Raw genomic sequence first — 18,155 nt, forward strand, 5'->3', positions numbered from 1 at the left:
GGACGAAGGCGTCAGCCCTTCATGCGCATCCTGCCGAGATAGTCGCGCTTGCCGAGCGGCACGCCCTTGTGGCGCAGGATGTCGTAGGCGGTTGTGGCGTGGAAATAGAAGTTGGGCAGCGAGAAGGATTGCAGGAATCCCTCGGCCGTGAACGGCAGCTTGCGGTCGCCGATCTCGAAGAAGACATCCTTGCCCATGAGGCTGTTCACCTCGTCGGGCTTGATCTGCTGCAGAGCCTCACGGGCCTCGGTCACTGACTTCTGGATGCCGGCATAGTCGAGCGCCGGCACGGGTGCCGGCGGCTTGAAGACACCAGCCTGCACGCCGCGGATGGCGCCCAGGGAATGGTGCACGACGGAGTGAAGCTGGAATTTGAACGGCAGCATGTCCGGGGCCAGTCGCGCTTCGACGATCTCAGCAGGGTCGATCTTTTGGTCCTGGAAGTGGGTGAGGCCGCGGCCGAGAAAGCCTTCCACACCGCCCAACGTCTGCAGGTAGTTGGTAACGCTGAGCTCGTAGAGTGAGATCGCCATAGTTCAAATCCTCCCGGGGGTCTTTGTTGGCGGCATTGTCGACGGTCTTCACAACGGCGCAACCATTTCCTCATGAGCCGACTGAGGCTTCCTTGTTTCAGGCGTTCTGCCGGATGGTCTAGATTCCACGCCTGCTTATGCTCCTCAGAAGAGAGACGCCATGATCGACCTGTACTATTGGCCGACCCCCAACGGCTGGAAGATATCCATCATGCTCGAGGAATGCGGTCTGCCCTATAAGCTGATCCCGGTGAACATCGGCACGGGCGATCAGTTCAAGCCGGAGTTCCTCAAGATCAGTCCCAACAACCGCATGCCCGCAATCGTCGACCACGATCCACCGGGCGGTGGTGAACCTGTCCCGGTCTTCGAGTCGGGCGCCATCCTGCAATATCTCGCCGAGAAGGCCGGCAAGTTCCTGCCGAAGGATCTGCGCGGCAAATACGAGGTGCTGCAGTGGGTCAACTGGCAGATGGGTGGCCTGGGCCCGATGGCTGGCCAGGCCAACCACTTCAACAGGTATGCCCCACAGTTCAATCCGCCGGAGCAACTCACCTACGGTCAGCAGCGCTACAGCAACGAGGTCAATCGACTGTTCGGCGTGCTGAACAAGCGCCTCTCGGATCGTCCGTTCGTTGCCGGTGATTACTCGATTGCCGATATCGCGATTTGGCCGTGGGTCGTCGGTTACAAGAATTTCGGCCAGAAGCTCGACGATTTCCCGAGCCTCCAGAAGTGGTTCAAGGAGACCGGCAAGCGGCCAGGGGTCGTGAAGGGTCAGGAGGCTGGCGCCGAACTGCGCCAGACACCGGGCATCAACACCGAGGAGCAACGCAAGGTGCTGTTCGGTCAGACCGCTTCGGTCGTCCGCTAGCCGTTACGGCGGCGTATCTCGCCGGCCACACGGGCGATGCGCCGCCGTAGCGCCACCGGCTTCAGCACTTCCACCTCGCTGCCCAGCCGCAGCAAGTCGAGGGCAGCCTGATCGATCGATTCGGTCGGGATTGTGACCTTGACCCATCCGTCTGCGCCCATCGGCTCAGCCGACTCGCGCGCAGCCTGCTGGACGGCGGCACCTAATGGCTCCAGCCGCTCCAGGCCGATTGGCGACACGCCCAAGGTCGCGTGGCTGCGATAGATGCCGACTTCGTAGGCGCGTGTCGACGCTGTCCAGTAGCGGACGAGGTCGAAGTCCTTCGGCCGCTCGAAACGGTCACCGGTCGGGGCCAGTTCCAGGATGTGGGCGACGCGGTAGGTGCGTGTCTGCTCGCCGACGGCGGCGACGCAATACCAGGTGCCGGCCTTGAGGACGAGGCCGAGCGGCTTGAGTTGCCGCGTCACCGAACCTTGTCCGCGCCGATAGCGGATGTCGACCGAGGTCTCGTCCCATACCGCCTTGGCGAGCGCAGGCAGCAGGCGCGCCGTTTCGGCACCGTGGAACCAGTCGACCGGGTCGAGATGAAAGCGAGCGGCAATGCGCCGGGCACCCGTGCGCGTCCGTTCAGGCAGGGCGGCCGTGAGCTTCAGTTGGGCGGTGGCCATCGCGTCGGCCAACCCCAATTCGGCGGCAGGGCCGGGGAGGCCTGCCATGAACAGGGTTTCAGCCTCGGCTGGCGACAAGCCCGTCAGCTTGGTGCGGTAGCCGTCGAGAAGCTGGAAGCCGCCGCCCGGTCCGCGGTCGGCATAGACCGGCACATCGGCGGCGCTCAATTGATCGATATCGCGATAGATCGTGCGCACCGAGACCTCGTACTGCGCCGCCAAGGCCTCGGCCGTCATGCGGCCGCGCGCCTGCAAGGTCATCAGAATGGAAAGCAGCCGGCTGCCGCGCATGATTCGCAAGCTAGCATAAATTCATGACGTATTCTGTCAGGTATAGGAATGTATGACGGTCTCCTCGAACCTGGGAGAACGATCATGTCACAACAGAACGCTTTCGATTTCCTCATCGGCAACTGGAACGTCCATCACCGCTACCTGCTGCGCCGCCTGGCGGGCTGTACGGAGTGGATCGAGTTCGCGGGCACCAGCTCGATGCGCAAGATTCTTGACGGCTTCGCCAACATTGACGACGACGATATCCACCTGCCGTCGGGCCGTTACGCCGGTGTCAGCTTGCGGACCTACGATCCGAAGTCCGAAAGCTGGTCGATCTACTGGCTCGACAGCCGTTATCCAGGGCAGATCTTTCCTCCGGTGCACGGCCGATTCGTCGACGTGATCGGCACGTTCGATGGCGAGGACACGCACGAGGGCCGTGCCATCAAGGTCCGCTTCCTCTGGTCGCGCATCACGCCGACATCAGCGCGTTGGGAGCAGGCTTTCTCGGCTGGCGAAGGGAGCGACTGGGAGACGAACTGGATCATGGACTTCACGCGCAACTGAGGGAGACGCGCATGCCGGTCTATGACGAAGCCTTTGTGCGACGCTTCATGAAACCGTGGAACGACCACGACGTCGAGGGCGCGATGGCCTTGATGAACGAGGATTGCCTCTGGGAGACTCCCAGAGGCCCGGAGCCTCACGGGACCCGCTTCGACGGTGCCGCAGCGATCCGCTCGGCGATCGCCAATGCCTTCAAGGCGATGCCGGATATTCGCTACGAACTGGTGCGCTGCAATTTCGGTCCCGATCTCATCGTGCTCGAGTTGTTGGTTACTGGCACTTCGGCCGAGGGCAGGCCAATAAGATTCCAGGCATGTGATGTCATGACCATGCGGGACGGCAAAGTCGCCGCCAAGCGTTCGTATCGCAAGGTGATCGAATAGCAGGGCAAGTCCTTTATCGGGACTTTACAAAGATGTAATCAATCCGGCCGCTCTTGACGCTCGGCGGACGGGCAACCACGTTGGCGGTGCTCCTTGGACCAAAAGGGGCAGGAGGCACTGTCATGCAAAATCAAGAACGCGAACTTATTACGGGTTTGTTCGGCCGGCTGCAGCCGTTCGAATCCCAGCCACGCGACGCAGAGGCCGAGACGCTGATCAAGGATCTCGCGGCGCGCCAGCCGGCGTCGGCCTATCTCCTGGTGCAGACCGTTTTGGTGCAGGAACAGGCACTGAAGGCAGCGCAGGAACGTATCGCCGAACTCGAAGCGAAGGCGGGGACCGCCGCACCGGCCGCTGCTGGTGGATTTTTGGGCAGCGCCCCCAAGATCGGACCCTGGGGATCGGCACCGTCAGCCCAGGCCGCGCAGGCGCCTGCACCGCGGCCCGGCATGCCGTCGACGCGCTCACCGTTGCAGGCCGCCGTATCGCCACCTGCGGGTGGCGGGGGTGGCTTCCTGCGCACGGCAATGGCGACCGCAGCGGGTGTTGCGGGCGGCGCGTTGCTCTTCGAGGGCATCCGCAATTTGATGGGCAACAATCCCGGGCCGTTTGGGGCAGGGGGCTCCAGCCAGCAGGCCGCCGTGCCGCAGACACCGTCTGAACTGACACCACCTGATACATCCCAGTCACCGCAGCAGGATCAGCAGCAGGCCTACGATCAGGATGCTGGAATGCAGCAGGATGACTACGACACCGCATCGTTCGACGATGGTGGCGGCGACGATAGCTGGGGCTGAGTCGCAACTTTTCGCAATGAACCGGGGGAGATGACGAGATGATCGAGCTTCACACGTGGGGCACGCCGAACGGCCGTAAGATTTCCATCATGCTCGAGGAATGCGGGCTGCCCTACAGCGTGCACAAGGTCGACATCTCGAAGGGCGAACAGCACAAGCCGGAGTTCCTGCGGATCAGCCCCAATAACCGGATCCCCGCGATCGTCGATCCCGACGGTCCGGGCGGCAAGCCGTACTCGCTCTTCGAGTCTGGCGCGATCCTGATCTACCTCGCCGACAAGACCACGAAGTTCCTGCCGGCCACAGGCGTTGCACGTTACGACGCCCTGCAGTGGTTGATGTGGCAGATGGGTGGCTTCGGCCCGATGCTGGGGCAGGCGCATCACTTCCTGCGCGCGGCACCGTCCAAGATCGAGTACGGCATCAAGCGCTATGTCGACGAGGCCAAGCGTCTTTACGGCGTGCTCGACCGGCAGCTTGCCGGCAAGGCGTTCGTCGCCGGTGAGGAATATACGATTGCCGACATGTCGATCTTCCCCTGGGCGGCACGCCACGAGTGGCACACGGTGAACCTCGCCGAGTTCCCTAACGTGAAGCGCTGGTACGACATCGTGAATGCCCGTCCCGCCGTCACCAAAGGCATGGCGGTCCCGTATCTCAACTAGACATGCGTTCTTCGGCATCGCGGGCCGTTGCGGCAGGGGCCTTGCTCCTGCTTTCGGCCTGCGCCCAGCCCGGTGCGCTGCCCATTTGCACCGCGCCGCTCAAGCCGGCACTCGAAGTCAGCCTCTACTTCGGACGCGACAAGCCGACTGGCGGGCAGGTGAGCGATGCGGAGTGGGCCTCCTTCGTCACCGAGATTGTGACGCCGCAGTTTCCCGCGGGGCACAGCGTCGTCGATACCGACGGCCAGTACCGCAATGCATCCGGCCGCATTGTGCGTGAGAGCAGTAAGCTCATTGTCATCGTCGTCTTCGATGCACCGACCCATCACCCCAAAGTAACGTCGATCGTCGATACTTACGTCAAACGTTTCGGCCAGGAGAGCGTCCTGCGCGTGGAAAGGCCGGTCTGCGCTGGACTGTGATCGGTGCCAGTTCACCACGCTGCGAAAGCACGCTAGGGTCGCGGCGTTGCCATTCGTACCCGCAGGAGTGCCAGCCACATGAGCAAGGATCCGAAGTCACGCAAGACCGCCGCGCTCGCCACCCCGACCGACCTCGGCGAGAACGCCACGCGAGATCTCACCGGCGGATTGAACCTTCTGCTAGCCGACGTCGCCGCACTCTACTGGAAGACCAAGAACTTCCACTGGCACGTCTCGGGTCCGCATTTCCGCGACTATCACCTGATGCTCGACGAGCAGGCGACGCAGGTCGACGCCATGAGCGATCCGATTGCCGAGCGGGTGCGCAAGCTGGGCGGCACGACCATCCGGTCGATTGGCCATATCTCGCGGCTGCAGCGTGTCCTCGACAACGACGCCGATTATGTGACGCCGCTCGACATGCTGGCGGAGCTGCGGGACGACAACAAGCAGCTTTGCGCCAGCATGCGCTCGCTTCACGAACTTTGCGACGAGCACAACGACGTCGCCACCGCGAGCCTCATCGAGAACTGGATCGACGAGGCCGAACAGCGCGTGTGGTTCCTCTTTGAGACGACGCGCCGTACCGAGGGCTGATCAGAACAGCGGTTCGGGCAGAAGGCGCTACTGCCTTTCCGCCCAGCCGATCATCTTGCCGATGAAGGCATCGCAGGCATCCATCTGCGAGCGCGCCACGAACTCGTTGGGCTGGTGGGCCTGCGAGATGTCGCCCGGTCCGCAGATCACCGTCGGGATGCCGTGGCCGCGGAAGATGCCGGCCTCGGTGCCGTAGGGAACGGCGTAGGTGCGGTTGCCGCCGGTCCATTGCAGCGCCAGCTTGGCTGCTTCCTCGTTTTCCTGCGGCAGCAGGCCGGGCACAAAGGAACGGCGCTTCAATGTGATGTCGGCGTCGGGATGCTTGGCCTTCATCTTGGGCAACAGCAGCTCGGCGACATACTTCTCTGCCCGGCGCTGCACCTCCCAGGGATCGTCACCGGGGAGGGTGCGATAGCCCCAGTTGAGCGTACATTCACGGGCCAGGATGTTGCCCGCCGTGCCGCCGGTCACGATGCCGACGTTGATGGTGGTGTGGCCGGGCACTGTGTCGATATCCGTCCGCTTGCGGCCCGACAGCTCGACCTGCAGCTCGTTCAGCCAGTGGATGAAGTCGCCGGCGAAGTGAATGGCGCTGACGCCGAGATGCGTCATGGAGGAGTGGGCCTCGACGCCTGTGAACGTGGCGACGATGCCACCGCCGGCATTCTGCGCGTTGACGACGCCCATCATCGTCGGCTCGCCAACGATCACGGCCTGCGGCCGCGGCACGTTGCCGACCAGCTTCTCGGCCAGCGAATGAGCGCCCAGGCAGCCGATCTCCTCGTCGTAGCTGAAGGCGAAGTGCATCGGCACTTTCAGCTTGGCCTTCTTGAGGGAGGGGACGTGGGCGAGGCAGGCCGCGATGAAACCCTTCATATCGCAGGTGCCGCGGCCATAGAGGTTGCCGTCGGGCTTTTCGGTCAGCGTCCAGGGATCGGTGGACCAGGGCTGCCCGTCGATCGGCACGACGTCGGTGTGGCCTGAAAGCACGATGCCGCCCTCGGCTGCGGGGCCGATGGTGGCGAAGAGGTTGGCCTTGGTGCCATCCTCGTTCGGCACCAGCGTGCTCGGCACGTCATGGTCGGTCAGGTAACCCTGAATGAACTTGATCAGGTTGAGATTGGAATTGCGCGAGGTGGTGTCGAACGCCACCAGGCGCTGCAGCATGTCGATAGACGGGGAGGCGAAAGCGGAAGCGGTCATGGTCCGCACCGTCGCACGTCATGCGCAGTGACGCAAAGCGCACAGTTCGTGCTAGGATCGGCGGCTGCGGACGAGCACCATGTGGCTGTTCAAGAAAGCAATGCCATTACCGACGGCCGCCCTCGAAATTCATCGAGCGGCAGCGCCGCTGCTGGCGCGCCTGCGCAACAGGCTCACGCCGTTCGGCCTGCATCGCCGCGACGGCTTCGAGCTGGAGGCAGTGGCACTCGTTCACGCAGCGGTCGTGTCGGGTGTCGAAGGAAGCCAGTTCGCGGTGGCCGATCGTGATCGCCTGCAGGATGCCTTCACTTTGGTCTATGCCGATCGCGTCCTGCGGCTGCGACTGACCCACGATCTCTTCGAGTTGCATCCACCTCTCGCGGCCCTGCAGGCCAAAGAGGCGCAGAGGGAGCTGCGACTGACCTCGCATGACCGGCTCGACCTCGCCAACCTCCAGCAGTTCCTGGTAGCGCGCGTCGCCTCCTATCGGCAGGGCAATCTCGAGGATCAGATCAGAACATTCCTGACCTTTCTTGAAGCCGACAGGGAGCCACCCTTCGAGCTGATGTTCTCCATGGCTGTCTTCCTGACGGATACCCAGCAGGCCGCGCGGGAGGCCGCCGACAGTCTGCAGGAACGGGTGTTCCTCGTTTGACGGTTGGGCGGCCGTGTTAAGTAAACGACGCCAAGATCCTGAGAATCCTAGCTGAATCGCCAACTCGTTGACACTCCCGACGCCCGCCGCTAGAACCGCCGCGCATCTGTCGTGGATATATCGATCGCCGGGGCCTTAGCGGGCTGCGGAGAGGTGGCCGAGCGGTCGAAGGCGGCGGTTTGCTAAACCGTTATACGGGGTAAACCCGTATCGAGGGTTCGAATCCCTTCCTCTCCGCCATTCGCCCGCAGACTAGTAAAATAAGCGTTTTATGGATGCCTTCCACACAGGTCTTCCACACACGCCGAATCCTTTAAAAAAGACCCCACCGGCGCGGATTGTATGGGGAAGGGGCAACTGCCAAAGAGGGGCATGCAATCAAACACTTATCGTGCGTTGAAAGACCTTGAGAGCATTGTCACCAATGCGATCCCGGAAGGCGTGGCGCTCGAATACAAGGCATCCGATATCGTCACTAAGAAGAGCATAGAGAAGCTCTGCAAGACAATAACGGCATTCGCCAATTCTGCGGGTGGACAATTCGTTGTCGGCGTGGACGCGACAAACGGAGTTCCTATGCGTTTGGATGGGGGAGTGCCGGGGCCATCACAGCGTGATTGGATTTATCAGATTGTCAGTAGTCGAACTTCTCCACCTATCGAATCATTCGAGGTGTTTGAAGTGCCGAACGGAGGCAGCCGCTACTATGTGATCGATGTCTCCGCTAGTTCGCTTGCGCCTCATCAGTTCGACTACAAATACTACAAGCGGCGCGGTCCTCACAGTGAACCAATGGAGCACTATGAGATTGAAGACGTACGGAGCCGCCCGAAGGGTGGCCTTGCCCCGCTTCGCGTTGAGATCGGAACTGTTCAAGAAGTCATGCTCCTGCTGACGCTGAAAAATGATCATTCGGCGGAAGCGTTGGCGAACCTCAAGTTTTCGATCACTCACAATTTCAAAACTGAGACCAAAGGCCTTGAAACACTGACTACGCGAGGGCTGCGCAGTATCCGCCCCGGGGCGGAACTTTCATTCTATCTGGGAATTGCAAATGACGTTCTGAGAACATCTGACGCCGAACTGACCGTCGTTGCTGAGTACGATTTCCTTGGGAAGAAAGTGAAGGAAACATTTCGGCTTTTCCTCGGGGATTTGAGGCACACAGCCATCGTCCGGCCACCTGAAGTGGAGGCGATGAAAAAGCTTGCGGAGAAGGTCGATGAACTTGTTCGCGAGACTAAACGCGCCCATCAGGAGTACGAGCACTTTCTTCAGAAGATGATTGATGGCACAGGCGTCAGGCTTTCCCATAGCACGGTGACCGCGCTCCAAGGCAAAGCCGCGTTGTTGGAGCCTGAAGACTTCGATTGGGTCGGCTATAGGGCCATCCTGGACATATCGTCAGACGATGCTCGAAAGCTACAGAGAATTTTTAATCAGCGTTTTGGTGGAAGTGGGGACGAGCGGGAGCGATATGAGAAGCTTCCGGCAGATTTGAGGGAGAGGTTTGAGAAAGTCTTTAAACTGCGTTTTGAGTAAGCAGTCTCAATCGGAGTGGCCGGACTTAACTCACATCATATCCTCTAGCCGTATGCTCGCACACGCGATAGGTTTTCCTTAGGGGAGACCAATGAAACCTAAGATTGTGTGGAGTCTTGCAGCAGTTTTACTTGTCGCCGGCTGCGGCCCATTTATACCCGTCACCAAACTAGATACGGTGCCTCCAGAGACGATGAAGGATGCCCTTAATGTCCGTGTCTACAGGGTCGGGGCCGACGCACCGAAAGTGGCGCAGTACCTTGGGCAGGTGGTAGGCAATAGCTGCAAAAACCTGATGACCGACCCGCCACCTACAACCAACGACGCGCTTCTTCGGTTGCGAGTGGATGCAGCTAAACGCGGGGCAAACTCCGTTATGGACGTTACTTGCGATACTGCAGGGACAGACACATGGGGTACCAACTGTTGGGCGTCAGTGTCATGCAAGGGTGTTGCTATTCGGGCTGAATAGCGAAGCACTGAGGACCTATGAGCGCCTTGAAGAAGCCTTCGGTCTTTCCCTGCTAGATGCCAGCCCGTGGCTCGCTGTGGCCCGCTTGGTGACTGTTGACAATCACCAAGCGGGCACGGGGGACGTGCCCTCAAGCGTTAGCGTTTGGTTTGCGGGGGAGACACCGAGGCCTGCGAGAAGGGCGTTCGCCCGCTCGACCAAGGGGTGGGCTCGTCACGGTCAACGATCGCTGCCGCCCGCCCTCGGGCTTCCTCGATGATCATGCGCTCTTCGCATTGGGTGAGTTGCACACGGCGATAGCGTCCGGTCTCCCGGTCACGCTGGACGAGCCCATGGGCCAACGTCGCGGCCGCCTCGGGCCGAATGAAGAACGAGCCACCACCAAACGGCATGTCGACGCCTTCAGGATGCAGACGCTCGCGCTCGGGCCCGGAATAGAAACGTACGCGCACGCTCAGCTCTTCTTGATGACGGTGCCGGTGGCGGGGTCGACCTTGTTGGCCTTGTCAAACCAACCGGCCTTATCGCCAATCCTGAGTCCAGCGCCCGCAATGTCAGCACCAATCCCGGCCCACATCGCGGTCTCACTAGGAACCGGGGTGGCATTCACAGCCGCGTTGATGGAGGAGTTGATCCCCGCCTGCGCTCGCGTGCGTGCCTGCGCATTGTCGTCCGCGATCTGCTGCTGTTTCGTGAGGGTGTTGTAGTCGAGCTTGCCCCGAGCGAGCCCTTCGCGTGTCTCGAAGTCGCTGAGGATGTTCGCGAAGCTCACACCACCGACACCGGACTCACCGGCTGCGACCACTGCGGTGCCCTTGGCTTCCGCCATGGAGCGCACGATGTCGAAACTCTCGGCTGCCGCAGCGTCGCGCTCTTGGTTCACTCGGCCGCTGTTGGAGTTGTAGACCTCGGCGAGAGCGGTTGATTGACGGGATGGTCTCGTTGAACGCGGTGCCCATCGCAGAATCGCGGTTGGCTTGGGCGGTGGCTTGGTCGGACATCTTGCCGGCGATACTCAGGCCGGTGGAGAGAGCGGTTACTCCCGCACTAACGGGATCGATTCCACACATGGGATACTTTTCTCGAAGGTGATGAATGGGAGGCCGCGATGTTCAAAGCGGCCGGTAATGGTGAAGCCGAGGAATCGGAGCCACTCGACATGAAGGTCGTTGCCTTCCCAAGCGGTATTCCAAAGCCGGTGATAGGACCTGCCCCACGCGTCAACGTAGCGGCGAGCTTCCCGAGCGAGTGTGAAGCTGTAGCGCTCTAGGAGTGGCGTCCCGACCATCCAGACGGCGGCCGAGGTAGCGCCATGGTCAGGCGTGGAGCGCACGCCGCCAATCAGGATGGGCTGCTTGCTCTCGGCCGTCTCCGCGAAGAGCACCTTGCAGGGTGGCTCGGCCACGAACGACCGGGGAAGGATAGCCTCGGGGCATTCGCCCGTGATGGCCTCGACCTCCCGCCGGTCCTTCTCGCGAAGCAGTGGGGCAATCCGGTCGGCGTCCGCTGGGGTGGCCTCTCGGATGATGTAAGGGACAGTCATTTTGGCTGCCGCGCTGATCGCCACTGTTGCGGTGCCCGCAGAAGAGCCCGCAAAGATAGGTAGCCGCCCCCAACGAAGAGGGCGACCACGCAGGTGAAGATGTCCATTGTTAGTTCAGCTTGATGCGGCGCTGCCGAACGGCGGTAGCCCAGCTAGTTTCGATGCCGTCGTCACCCGTCACGATGATTTCGTTATTCCCCTCGCGAAGCCGCTGACGGTCTGGGCCGGTGGCCCGGAGGAGCCGCGCACGGCCTTCTGGCGTGGCGTCGAGGTTCGCGATGTACTCGGTCACGAACTCCCCGTAATGCCGGGTGCTACCTTCGTTCAGATGCATGAGCGCAGCCTCGCGGAACGCGCTCGGGTTGCTGATGCGCCAGCTTTGGAGAGCTTCGGCGGCGAGTGCATAGGGAACGCCTGCAGCCTTTGCGCCGCCCTTGTATGCGTCCTCGCTGTAACCACGCTTCACAGTCTCGGCCATTTCGCGAACCTGATCGGGGTCGACGCCCTGACCAAGCCTCGACGCGATCTCTTCGGCGCTGGCCTCGCCAAGGTCGCCATCGTTCTCGATGATGTTCATGGCCGCGCCCATGGTCATCTCGACTGACGTATCAAGCACTTGCCTCATGATCGACTCGGCCGCGGGGTGCATAGGCTGCCGGTACTCAGCGTCGTCCTTCTGCTGCCGAGTCTTGTCGTTGTCGACCTGCTGGTCGGTGTTGTCGCCCTGCTGGTCGGCGTTGTCGCTCTGCCCTTGGGCCTGCTGCAGAGCGCCAGGACCCAGAAGACCATTCATGCGAGCCACTTCAACGGTTGTCTCCATGCCATTCGGTAGGAGGACAATGTCGGTGGGGCGAAGCTCGGCCGCGTCGGTGATCTTGGAGCCACCCGGGGTGCGAGCCGTGAAGCCACCCAGATCAGGAGCCTCCACATAAGTACGAGTGTAGTTGTCTTCGCCTCGGCCGTGGCCGCGATAGCCACCCGAATACAAGCCTCCGATATGGACTTCGCCAGTGTCGGTGTTCTGTTCAGCGTCGTAAATGCTGCCGGTGTCGATGCCGAATTGGTGGCTAGAGTTGTCATTGGACATGGTGGTTGAGTTCTCTTGAGTGAGGTTGAGGGGCTGGTGATTGCTTGACGCTGCTAGTGCGGGCGCTCTGGCGACGCGGGTGGCATGCGGTCGGATGGCAAGATGATCCGAAGGGGCGCGTCGCTAGGGAGTTGCCACGGGGGCTCGAGACGATCGCTCGGAAGGCCGAGAGGTTCGTCGCTGGGAAGTCGTGGAGGAGGAAGGTCCGACGGGAGCATCGGAGGAGTCGAGGGTGGTGGCGTATTGGCAAGGTAAGTCATGAGTTCCATTGAAGGGTGGTGACGACGGGTGCGCCTATTGCTGGTGCTGCTGTCGGATAGCGTCGGCTGCCTTGACGGCGAGAAGCCCTAGCGCGGAGTTCCATCGCTCGAAGGCAAAGGCACGGGTCCGCCAGAGGAGTCGTGTGCGGCCTCGTGAGGCCTGAGGCTCGACTTGGCATTTCGCCCAGGCCGGCCGGTTGAGGGGCTTCACGTAGAGGAGCAGGCGTGCCCGCTGATGTGCGGCATGGGTGTCAGATGCATAGCGAGGGCCGGGTTCGCCAGTGAAGCGATCGTCCGCCAGTTCACCAGAGACCCATCTTGCAAGCAGCTCGGTGGCCTCAATGCCGCTCCGGTGAACCCGGAGGAGTGCCGACCAGTAGTCGAGTAACGCAGGGTCATCGAAGCGGGTAGGCGACTCGGCAGCCTTGATCTCATTCGTGATCCACCGGACTGCTGCAGAGATGGCAGCATGATCGTCGACCAGATGCTGAGTGACGAACTTCTCGGCCTGCTGGAAGAAGGGCCGCCACATCCGAGGCCCGATGTTGAGGGCGACCGGATCGCCAGTCTCCCAGTAGCGGGCACCGTGCTCTCTGCAGTACCTGCCGACTCTGTGTCGTGACCGGAAGCAGTGGCGAGCTTCGCAACGATGCTTGGTGTTCGCGGCAATGGACGGGGCCATGCGACGGCTAGGGCGGGTGGCGCGAGGTGGTCTTAGGGCTCCCTTGCGGGCTTCACGGAGGAAGGCCGCCTGGGACTTACGTGGGTACTTCATCGGGGTGGTTGTCTTCGTCGTCAGGAGCCATCGGGGTCGCAATCCCGTAACGCCGACGCAATCGACCGGCCCACTTGGCATTCCAGGCAGGAGGGACGGGCGGCGGCAGAGGTGATTTCGGAGGAGGAGCGGTGGAGGTTTTAATGGAGGAGCCTTTCGATTCGATGAGGGCGGAGTTCGAATGAGGGGCGACCACACCCCTCTCGCGTCCCGCCGTCGATCGACCGCGAAGTTCTCCATGCCAAAGCTCCCGCAGGAACTGTGGTCCGGGCCTCAAGGCTCTTCGATGGTGACGGTAGGCAAGAGAGGTGTGGCCCCCCCTCGCCGAAGCGCGGGCACGTCGTTGTGTGATCGCGCCAAGGGGCGACTGGGCGAGACTTGGTTAAAGGTCTCTGGCGTTTTTTCCTCGGGGGCTCCGGTCGTTGTCTTCTCGTGCCTACCCACAGGTAGACATGAGGGGGCGCAGGGAACAGCCCTCGAAGTGGCGCTAGGTGAACCTAGGGGCCGTAGGTGGATCAAGCTATCGAAGCGTGAACTCCGATGCCTTCCTCACGAACGTCTCGGCGTCGTCACACGACAGCCAAAGCTTCAGCAGCTCCCGCATGCGCTCCGATGGGATGAAGACGTGAACGTCCTTCGGGTCCTTGTCGTCGCGGATTGCGCTACGCCAGAGCCATTGAAGCATTTCACTCAAGGCATAGACGTTCTCGCAGATGTCGATGTCGAAGCTCTCGAAGAAGTTCTTGATCTCCGGTAGCGCGAAGCGGTTAGCAAGGTAGGCCACTGCAGTCTTGTGCCGGTACTCGTTACTGGCCTTGGCGTTGAGTGGAATCCACTGGGTGTGGTGCTTGTAGCCCTTGCCTGCCAGCTTGCTGCGGAATGGCTTGAAGGTCGTCCAAGCGATCTCTCGGGAGGTGCAGAAGCGATCGCGCACGAGTTGACGGAAGCGGTTTGTTGCCGCCGACCGCGCCCGCTTGGTGATCGTCTCTCCACCCTTCAGGAACCAGTTCTTGCTCATTGGGTTCGCACGAGTGCCACGAGGGCGACGACCAATGGCGTTGAGGGGACCTTCGTAGACCTTGAGGTGCTTCCTGATGCGTGCCTTTGCTTCACCCTCGGCCGCCCGCGACCACGGAGCCAAACCTTTGCCTTGGTTGACGACAGTCTGAAGGCTGAACTCGACGCCCTGAGATTGAAGGTAGGCCCTCATTGGTGACCCTGCGAAGAGGTACGTGAGGACGTGGACAGTCTGAAATGCTGCGAGAAAGGTAGTCGGAAAAGCCCACAACAGGAGGCTGCCTTTCTTACCTGGGACGAAGCCGGCCTCATCCATCGTCCAAGCGACCAAGTTTCCGCAGTCGCACAGGTTCTTTACCTGTTGATGTTTGCCGTCGTAGTCCGGCCACAGGTCGTGGTTCCAGCGAAGGCGATTGGTCGACTCCTCAATGGAGACCATCTTCTGGTTGAACAACATTTGGACGTCATCTTCGTCGTACTTGAAGTAGTCGACACACGTCAGGACTTCGTCGATGACCAGATGGTAGGCTCGGTCTTGAAGCTTCTTAACCACGGCGGGAGTAAGCATCCTGAACAACTCATGAGTTGTCGCAATGCTCTCACCGGCCTCGACCAAACGCTCCAAGTCGAAGAACTTTCGGCCATGTACTGGGACAGGGTCTCGGAAGCGGAGGTCGGGGCACTTCTCCTTAACCCGCTCTACCTCGTCTAGGAGAGGCGTGACGTAGAGGAAGCGCGGAGGGAGACCATCTTCGTCGGTCCTTCCCATCAACCTGTCCGCGAGGTGGTTCTCGTAAGCCTTGTTCATGTGGTTGATGATGAACGTCGTCTTATAGCCACCGGGAATGGTGTCGATGACGACCATTTCGGGAAGGGCAGTGATGGTGGAGGGTTGTGTCGTCTCTGACCGGGTGCGGTCGGTTATCTGCAGGTCATGTGCCACGCGGCTTTAGTCCTAAATGGGGTTCCCCTTAGTGGTGATCGTGGTGCCGACCTGGGGAGGCGAACGGCACCAAGCGCCTGTTAACCCCTTGATCCGACAAGAGGAAAATCAGCGAGCGAAAGAAGTACGTTGAGGTAGATAAGAGAAAGCTCTGGGGGCGTGGTCGACGCCCTGAGGCCCCCTCGTGCCCGCGACTATGGGCAGGCTGTGGGGACTGTTAGCCGTTGCTGTCGGAAGCTACGAAGGACGGCACCACGCGGAGCGGATCAGACGTGGCGGTCTCCTCGGTGCCTTCGATGGGATCATCGTCGAACGTCGGAAGTGGGCCGGTAAACCCCAGGCCGTTGCGTCGCCAGCTCTTCAGTATTTCAAAAGTAACTCCGTTGGCGTCGAGCCACTTGTTGGCCGCGGCAAGTGTTGCAGCGCTAGGTGTCTCGGCCCTTAAGGCTCGCTCAACTGCATCCGCCATCAAACCCCAGGTCCGCGCGAGCTGATCCTGCTTGTCTCGATCACGCATGCTCGGCGCGGCGCTCCTCGCGCACCTTGATCAGCATGGCTCTCAGCCGAGTTGCCACGGCGGGATCGGCCAGCGAGGCCTTGCACTGGTCGAGGAGGAGGCTCAGGGCGAGCCGGTGGACGAGGGCATGGCTCACGCCTCGGCCGACGAGCATGGCGAGCGTCACGTTGATGAGCTTTAGTGCCGCGTTCTCAACGGAGGTTAGGCGGAGCTGCTGCCTATGGGTTTTTCCGGGTGGTCCGATGAGGGTCGATAGCCGATTGGGGCGGCGCTTCAGTTCTTCCAAGCCGGCCTCGATGGCAGCCCAGTCTACGTTGGGGGTGTCTTTGGTTTCGGTGTTCATCTTGTAGGTGAGGTGTTGAAATTTGAGTGACGAACGACGCACGGCGCTCCCCGGTCGAGGACAGGACAGACCTCGGGAGCGGGGAAGACACCGTGCGCCGCCTTGCGCACACCTCGCGGACCTTGCCGCCCGGTGCATCTCCTGGGACCATCCATCGCATTCCAAGGTCGGGGCCTTGAATGGGGGTGAGAACCGAAACGGGCGGGCGAAGGGATTGGCGAGGTGCGCGAAGAGGAATTTGAGGGCACCCCGAGCGGGCTCAGGGCCGGCGCAGGGTTTTGGTTATGCAAAGGTCCGCCCTAATTGCCTCCAAGGCGAAGGCCGTGGCGATCAAGGGCTCTTGCCTGCATGTGGAAGCTTGGGGTGCTGCAAAGGGACGGCCTAATTGCCTCCAAGGTAGGGCGATCGACGGCTGCGCCCCCTTGCATGCCTGCCGAGGCTTGGCGGTATTGCAAAGGTGGGCCCTAATCGCCTCCGCTGGTCTCCGCTTTGGTCCAGGCAAACCCCATCAGACGCAAATGACGCCGGGACCTCGGCTGCAAAGGTTCGGCGCGGGATCACCTCCATTGATGCAAAGGGACCGACTAATTGGCCCCTCTATTTATTCAGGCGCTGAACTCGGGGCAGGAGGGCCTAAACGCCTCCAGTGGTGCAAAGGGGCTGACTTTTTGATTGTTGCTCAGACCGAGGATCACCACGCAACAATGAGTCGTGCCCTCGGCCTCCGTCCTGGCGCTCATGGCGGACCACACCGCTCACCTCAGGATGCCCCTAGGAGCCCCTACGAGACTCACCAGACTCGATTTGCCGCTCGGCTGACGGGGGAAGGACTCGGGACGGGGCAAAGGCGCTGTATGAGTCCGTTTGGGGCCTTAGCGCGTAGCTCCGCTAGGCGACTCCTTCACGGCAGGACCCCAAGGGCCAACTATGGCCACCTAGCGGTCACGCCAGAAGTCCTCGAACTCGGTGCCGTAAGAGGAGCCTACCACTCCTCCTCAGGGGGCCTCAGCCACGGGGTCGTCTGGATAGCGTCACTCCGAGCGAGCCCCAGGTCCGCATACAGGCCCGACTCGTAGGCCACTCCCCAATAGCTGCCAGCGTACTCGTCATACTCCAGGCAGGTCTCTACGTAACGGCACACGCCATCCGCTCGCTCTATGATCTCTAAGCGCCGCCGCTCATCCTTCGACGCGACGTCTAGAACGACCTTGCCGTCGGTATAGCGGGGCAGCACGGTTCATCTCCTTTGGGGGCAGGGCTAGGCCGTGCCTCGTCGGGGTCTAAGCCCCTGCCTGCGAGACATGCTCGCCACTGAGTACACGATGGACCGTTCCTGCACCCACGCCCACCTTGGCGGCGATGGCCCGCACTGACAGCCCTTTCGCCTTCTCCCGCTCGATACGCTGAAGCACCTTGGCATCCGTCCGCGGCGCTCCGAGCTTCACGCCCTTGGCCCTGGCGTCGGCGAGCCCAGCCTTCACACGATCACGGATCATGGCCCGCTCGAACTCCGCAAAGACGCCCATCATCTGGAAGAGGGCGCGGCCCGCTGGCGTGGTCGTGTCGACGGCCTGCTGATGCAGGTAGAGGTGAACGCCTACCCCATGCGCCTCCTCAAGGAAGCCTACGAGGTCCTGCAAGGAGCGCCCTAGGCGATCCACGGACCACGCGGCGATCACATCGAAGCGACGGCGGGTCGCGTCCTGGCAAAGCCTGTCGAACGCTGGGCGGCCATCTCTGCCCTTGGCCCCGCTGATGCCTGCATCCTCGTAGACCTCGGTGACCTCCCAGCCCCGATGCTTGCAGGCTTGCACCAGCTCGCGGCGCTGCAGGGCCGTCGACTGGCCGTCGGTCGACACGCGGAGGTACAGGGCAACGCGGTGGGGCTTGGTCGACACTGGCGGGCTCCTAAGGGCTTCCGTGGGCGACGGGAGAGTATCATCGCGATTGTCCCAATAACAGCTATTTCTGGAACATTGAAATCCAACGGGTCGAGTGGTTGTGTTTGCTGCGTTT

At 61.6% G+C, this 18,155-nt stretch carries 22 protein-coding genes and 1 tRNA gene; 11 read left to right on the forward strand and 12 right to left on the reverse strand.

From position 1 onward, the window contains the following. Positions 1-11: 11 nt before the first annotated feature. Positions 12-533, reverse strand: a complete 522-nt coding sequence (locus tag EPO50_RS03385) for a DUF1993 family protein (protein ID WP_296341242.1) — start codon at positions 531-533, stop codon at positions 12-14. Between the two features lie 160 nt (positions 534-693). On the opposite strand from EPO50_RS03385, the gene EPO50_RS03390 reads away from it, so the two are divergent. Next, a complete protein-coding gene (locus tag EPO50_RS03390; RefSeq protein ID WP_296341243.1) occupies positions 694-1,407 on the forward strand; it encodes a glutathione S-transferase N-terminal domain-containing protein in 714 nt (237 codons plus the stop codon). Here EPO50_RS03390 and EPO50_RS03395 read toward each other — a convergent pair. Next, positions 1,404-2,366, reverse strand: a complete 963-nt coding sequence (locus tag EPO50_RS03395; protein ID WP_296341244.1) for a YafY family protein — start codon at positions 2,364-2,366, stop codon at positions 1,404-1,406. The genes EPO50_RS03390 and EPO50_RS03395 overlap by 4 nt on opposite strands. 84 nt (positions 2,367-2,450) lie before the next feature. Between EPO50_RS03395 and EPO50_RS03400 the strand changes: the two genes are divergently transcribed. The 6 genes from EPO50_RS03400 (at position 2,451) to EPO50_RS03425 (ending at position 5,782) form a co-directional block, all read left to right on the forward strand. Next, the gene (locus tag EPO50_RS03400) at positions 2,451-2,918 is read left to right on the forward strand and encodes a DUF1579 domain-containing protein (protein WP_296341245.1); all 468 of its coding nucleotides are present in this window, start codon (positions 2,451-2,453) and stop codon (positions 2,916-2,918) included. Positions 2,919-2,929: 11 nt separating this feature from the next. Next, positions 2,930-3,301 carry a nuclear transport factor 2 family protein gene (locus tag EPO50_RS03405; protein WP_296341246.1) on the forward strand — a complete coding sequence of 124 codons (372 nt, stop codon included), beginning with the start codon at positions 2,930-2,932 and terminating at the stop codon, positions 3,299-3,301. Positions 3,302-3,423: 122 nt separating this feature from the next. Beyond that, positions 3,424-4,098, forward strand: coding sequence for a DUF2076 domain-containing protein (locus tag EPO50_RS03410; RefSeq protein ID WP_296341247.1), 675 nt, complete (start codon positions 3,424-3,426; stop codon positions 4,096-4,098). 38 nt (positions 4,099-4,136) lie between these two features. Then, on the forward strand, positions 4,137-4,763 hold the full coding sequence (locus EPO50_RS03415) for a glutathione S-transferase family protein (protein ID WP_296341248.1): 627 nt from the start codon (positions 4,137-4,139) through the stop codon (positions 4,761-4,763). Positions 4,764-4,765: 2 nt separating this feature from the next. Beyond that, positions 4,766-5,185, forward strand: a complete 420-nt coding sequence (locus tag EPO50_RS03420) for a DUF3574 domain-containing protein (RefSeq protein WP_296341249.1) — start codon at positions 4,766-4,768, stop codon at positions 5,183-5,185. A 78-nt stretch (positions 5,186-5,263) separates the two neighbouring features. After that, positions 5,264-5,782, forward strand: coding sequence for a DNA starvation/stationary phase protection protein (locus EPO50_RS03425; protein ID WP_296341250.1), 519 nt, complete (start codon positions 5,264-5,266; stop codon positions 5,780-5,782). Positions 5,783-5,809: 27 nt separating this feature from the next. On the opposite strand, the gene argE is transcribed toward EPO50_RS03425, so the two are convergent. Continuing rightward, positions 5,810-6,985: an acetylornithine deacetylase gene (gene argE, locus EPO50_RS03430; RefSeq protein ID WP_296341251.1), complete on the reverse strand. Its 1,176-nt coding sequence runs from the start codon at positions 6,983-6,985 to the stop codon at positions 5,810-5,812. A 79-nt stretch (positions 6,986-7,064) separates the two neighbouring features. On the opposite strand from argE, the gene EPO50_RS03435 reads away from it, so the two are divergent. From EPO50_RS03435 to rcsF, 4 genes are all read left to right on the forward strand, one after another. Further along, positions 7,065-7,640 carry a hypothetical protein gene (locus tag EPO50_RS03435; RefSeq protein WP_296341252.1) on the forward strand — a complete coding sequence of 192 codons (576 nt, stop codon included), beginning with the start codon at positions 7,065-7,067 and terminating at the stop codon, positions 7,638-7,640. A 147-nt stretch (positions 7,641-7,787) separates the two neighbouring features. Beyond that, positions 7,788-7,880, forward strand: a tRNA-Ser gene (locus EPO50_RS03440). 132 nt (positions 7,881-8,012) lie between these two features. Further along, entirely contained in the window at positions 8,013-9,182 is a 1,170-nt protein-coding gene (locus EPO50_RS03445) for a helix-turn-helix domain-containing protein (protein WP_296341253.1), read from the forward strand. 193 nt (positions 9,183-9,375) lie between these two features. Next, a complete protein-coding gene (gene rcsF, locus EPO50_RS31495; protein WP_367268029.1) occupies positions 9,376-9,654 on the forward strand; it encodes an Rcs stress response system protein RcsF in 279 nt (92 codons plus the stop codon). Positions 9,655-9,791: 137 nt separating this feature from the next. On the opposite strand, the gene EPO50_RS03450 is transcribed toward rcsF, so the two are convergent. The 9 genes from EPO50_RS03450 to EPO50_RS03490 form a co-directional block, all read right to left on the reverse strand. After that, positions 9,792-10,106, reverse strand: coding sequence for a hypothetical protein (locus EPO50_RS03450; RefSeq protein WP_296341254.1), 315 nt, complete (start codon positions 10,104-10,106; stop codon positions 9,792-9,794). Positions 10,107-10,108: 2 nt separating this feature from the next. Further along, positions 10,109-10,537, reverse strand: a complete 429-nt coding sequence (locus EPO50_RS03455) for a hypothetical protein (protein WP_296341255.1) — start codon at positions 10,535-10,537, stop codon at positions 10,109-10,111. Positions 10,538-10,690: 153 nt separating this feature from the next. Next, the gene (locus EPO50_RS03460; protein WP_296341256.1) at positions 10,691-11,221 is read right to left on the reverse strand and encodes a hypothetical protein; all 531 of its coding nucleotides are present in this window, start codon (positions 11,219-11,221) and stop codon (positions 10,691-10,693) included. 85 nt (positions 11,222-11,306) lie between these two features. After that, positions 11,307-12,284 (reverse strand): hypothetical protein, encoded by a 978-nt coding sequence (locus tag EPO50_RS03465; RefSeq protein ID WP_296341257.1) that lies wholly within the window; start codon positions 12,282-12,284, stop codon positions 11,307-11,309. A gap of 294 nt (positions 12,285-12,578) precedes the next feature. Beyond that, positions 12,579-13,076 carry a hypothetical protein gene (locus EPO50_RS03470; protein WP_296341258.1) on the reverse strand — a complete coding sequence of 166 codons (498 nt, stop codon included), beginning with the start codon at positions 13,074-13,076 and terminating at the stop codon, positions 12,579-12,581. Between the two features lie 763 nt (positions 13,077-13,839). Continuing rightward, a complete protein-coding gene (locus tag EPO50_RS03475; protein ID WP_296341259.1) occupies positions 13,840-15,279 on the reverse strand; it encodes a hypothetical protein in 1,440 nt (479 codons plus the stop codon). Between the two features lie 217 nt (positions 15,280-15,496). Beyond that, the gene (locus tag EPO50_RS03480) at positions 15,497-15,796 is read right to left on the reverse strand and encodes a hypothetical protein (protein WP_296341260.1); all 300 of its coding nucleotides are present in this window, start codon (positions 15,794-15,796) and stop codon (positions 15,497-15,499) included. After that, positions 15,789-16,181: a hypothetical protein gene (locus EPO50_RS03485; RefSeq protein WP_296341261.1), complete on the reverse strand. Its 393-nt coding sequence runs from the start codon at positions 16,179-16,181 to the stop codon at positions 15,789-15,791. The genes EPO50_RS03480 and EPO50_RS03485 overlap by 8 nt, the downstream gene beginning before the upstream one ends. Before the next feature lie 1,238 nt (positions 16,182-17,419). Then, on the reverse strand, positions 17,420-18,037 hold the full coding sequence (locus EPO50_RS03490) for a recombinase family protein (protein ID WP_296341262.1): 618 nt from the start codon (positions 18,035-18,037) through the stop codon (positions 17,420-17,422). Positions 18,038-18,155 lie beyond the last annotated feature (118 nt).

This window comes from Reyranella sp. (assembly GCF_004297405.1).
In the GTDB taxonomy this organism is placed as follows: domain Bacteria; phylum Pseudomonadota; class Alphaproteobacteria; order Reyranellales; family Reyranellaceae; genus Reyranella.